A 3,015-nucleotide genomic window follows, 5' to 3' on the forward strand; every position below is an offset into this window, starting at 1 on the left:
TAGCCTCTATAAATTGTTGAAATTCTGTCAGCTGCTCTGTACTCGCTTCATTAGTTAAAATATTGATAGTAGGATATTTAGCATTACCACTATTGGCCTTGATAGACCATAATTCATTTCTTTCGGGATCAATAAAGAAAATAGTGGTACGGTCGGCTCTTAACAATACACTCATTTTGAGTGTAATCTCACTTAGAATCTCACTTAAAATATAATCAAACCCCTTGCCCTCCATCACATTCAGCATGGACAGCAGCTTCTGTTCTTGTTTAGAGACCGTTTTCATAAACTCCTCATAAACATTTGATAGCACCCGCTGTACCCACTGATTGTTAAATACCGTGGCATAAATCCGGTTATACACCCGCAGTTGTTCGTCCCGCTTGACCACCAGGCCTGCCAGCTGTAGCTCTAACTGTTCGCTACTGTCATCGGCAGATACATCACCATCTTGGAGAATACGTTCGTAAAGCTGTAATAGGGGTCCCGTTCGTTTTTCAATATTGAGCAAACGATCGCGGATTGTCTTTAAATGGGGCGGCTCATCCTGAGCTTCCCAGTTATCTAAAATGCGCCTTTCAACCAAGACTTCCACATAGCGCTGTTCCTCTCCTGCTTTAATGGCCTCTTTTTTAGCTGTAATTGCCTGACAAAGCTTTTGGGTCAACAATGGCTGTCCCCCTGTCCAATCCAAAATATATCGCAGTAAAGTCTCTGGACGTTCAGCATTGACTAACCCTTTCGCCAAGGTACGGGCTTCCTCAAACGTAAAGCCATGTAGGTCAATGGCTCGGCCCACATTAAACGGAGTACAGTACTTATCCGTGATCAAATCGGAGGGTGTGGTCACCCCTAAAAGCGCAAAGGTCAAGTGACCAGAATCTAGACAAGAGCGGATACAGGCAAAAAAGTCATCAGTTTCAAATGGCAACCGCCGCATGCTATCAATTTCATCAATAAAGATAACAATGGGCTCAGTCACATGGGCTAATAAGATCTGTTCAATAAACTCATTTAGAACCTTTACGGGTGAGAGATAATCATACTCCTTTAGCCAGTCACGAAGTTTTACCGGTAGACAAAAGCTCGTCACCAGCCGACGCATCAGACCGGCATACCATTGCTGAGCCGTGATATCCTTACTGCCAATTTTGTTGAGATCAATGGCAGCACAAGCCACACCAGCCTGCCGTAAACGATGGAATGTGCGTACCCGCAGACTGGTTTTACCCATTTGGCGCGAGTTAAATACGTAACACAGCTCGCCTGCCTTTAACGCCCGGTATAGTGCCTCATCCGCTTCCCGCACAATATAGCTAGGCGCATCCAGGGGTAAATGTCCCCCCACTTTATATTTCATCACCCTTCTCCAGCTCTATATGTACCAACAATTAAGAACAATTCAACCGATCGCTAAAATACTGTCGATAAAGCTCAAAGCTAGGCACCACACCATTTCCCTGCAGCTTAACCAGACCCAGACTATGGAGCTTAAACGCGTGGGCCGATTCAAGGGCCACCGGTTCCTGACTCGCCAAAACCTGACTAAACGCCTCAGCTAAAACAGAGTCACGGTTTAAATTCCATAAATGACGGCGCAGATGATCACCATAAATGCCTGATTCTGTGGGAGCACTCTGAAGCAGCTGCTCCCAGGTCAGCTCTCCTTGGACAATCTGATAAAATGCAACTCTCACCAGATAGGGATGACCACCAATTAACGCCACCAGCTGCTCAAGCTGGTCAGGGCTCCAGTGCAAACCATGCCGACCGGCCAGATCGCTAACCTGTTCTAGTTCAAACTCCTTCAGCTCGATGGGCAAACCCACATTAAAGGGTGACTGGTTAATATCCAGGGGAATATATCCTTCTGTGGAATGCACCACCACCAGCCGTAGTTTTTCCCAGAGACTACTGCCACCCACACCATAACCGGCCTCTTCATACCAGGCCCTCAGCAGGCCAAAAAAGTCATCGACAATATCGGTATACTGAAAGACCCGATCAACCTCATCCATACCTAACACTAAAGGTGTAGCAATTTCTGGTAACAAATAATCCTCGAAGTAGGCGGTGCAGTTATCCTTGCTACCATAGGTGTCTGTCCAAAAATCATTCAAGCGAGGGGAAAGACCCAATTTCCGCGAAACTCGAACACAGAGCCAGCGCAGTAATTGCTCGAGATTGCTAAAAATCTCTCTATCAGCATGCTGAAAACTTAGAGGAATGACTCGATACTCTTGCTCTTGGGCTATATTAAGGATCCGGGCCATGAGAGAAGTTTTCCCCATCTGGCGCGGAGCCTTTATCCGAATGAGTGCACCAGGCTTAGAGATTTCCTCATAACAGAGACTATCCTGAGGATGACGCTCGATATAAAAAGCAGAGGCAAGACGTACCTGCCCTTGTGGCAATTCTGGTTCTGCAACATGAGAAGGCGGTATAACAAAAGAGCTGTTAGGCTGATCCAAAATAGTGAGAGGGAATTTAGACCTTTCACTATTACACACAGTTCTGTACGTAGCAGAAATTATCGGTGGAGGGTTACCAGCCTTAATGATTTTCAGAAGATCCTGAATCAGCTCTTTTTCATCTTCTGTTTTTTTCCAATTGTACTGCCGTGCTAGAGTCAGATAGTTGCGAAGATCATGATTTAAGTGAAAAGGAATATCTGTATGCAAGTGAAGTACTAAAAGCCAAGGTTTGTGATTATATTGCTCTATGTCTTGATTTAGAATTTGATGTAAAATCTCAATAACCATTTCACTTGTTGCCATCTGAGCAGAAAGCAATAAGATAAAATGGCTACAGCAAGTGAGTCTATATTCAAGCTGGTTAGTCCAAATAGTTCCAGAACTTGAAATGGTATCTAAGTTAGCTAAAAAAGTTTGACAACCAGCTAATTGAATAGCTTTTTCTAGAGTCTGTGCTATTTGCATATCTAGCATGTTTGCTCGATGAATAATAGCAATCTGATTTTTCTGTTTAATAGCTCGTTCTACAGCTGCCTTTAAC

At 44.3% G+C, this 3,015-nt stretch carries 2 protein-coding genes; both read right to left on the reverse strand.

All coding sequences use genetic code 11. The features are described from left to right. Positions 1-1,360: AAA-like domain-containing protein (locus IQ260_RS29370; protein WP_193996599.1), on the reverse strand; the 1,360-nt coding region annotated here is incomplete at its 3' end. Positions 1,361-1,391: 31 nt separating this feature from the next. Further along, positions 1,392-2,948, reverse strand: a complete 1,557-nt coding sequence (locus IQ260_RS29375; protein WP_193996600.1) for an AAA-like domain-containing protein — start codon at positions 2,946-2,948, stop codon at positions 1,392-1,394. Positions 2,949-3,015: the final 67 nt, after the last annotated feature.

It is taken from the genome of Leptolyngbya cf. ectocarpi LEGE 11479 (assembly GCF_015207065.1).
GTDB lineage: Bacteria > Cyanobacteriota > Cyanobacteriia > Phormidesmidales > Phormidesmidaceae > Leptothoe > Leptothoe ectocarpi.